1 protein-coding gene is annotated in these 251 nt (G+C 35.9%); it reads right to left on the bottom strand.

Going from position 1 to position 251, the window contains the following annotated elements; genetic code table 11:
- Positions 1-41 precede the first annotated feature (41 nt).
- Positions 42-251: hypothetical protein (locus AB4585_RS24280; protein ID WP_372171310.1), on the bottom strand; the 210-nt coding region annotated here is incomplete at its 5' end.

Below are 251 nucleotides of genomic sequence, written 5' to 3'. Positions count from 1 at the left end.
ACCTAATAATGTCTGTATCACTATGAGCAATCATAATTGAGTTACTTACTTTCATTGAGATCAAGTAAAGGTTTACCATACTTGTCAACCAAACTATCTAGTTTTAAATTTATGATGATTGGCTCGCCTTCAGAAACCGAAACCCACATAATATGATCCATATGAAAGCCACGATCAGACGGTGTAAATACCCCACCTGTTGTTCCTAACTGAATGTAGTCTTGTCCTTTTCGTTCTTCATAATAGTACGT

This window comes from Vibrio sp. 10N.222.49.C9, assembly GCF_041474985.1.
GTDB classification, from domain to species: domain Bacteria; phylum Pseudomonadota; class Gammaproteobacteria; order Enterobacterales; family Vibrionaceae; genus Vibrio; species Vibrio crassostreae_C.
This window is presented reverse-complemented; position numbering and strand designations above follow the sequence as displayed.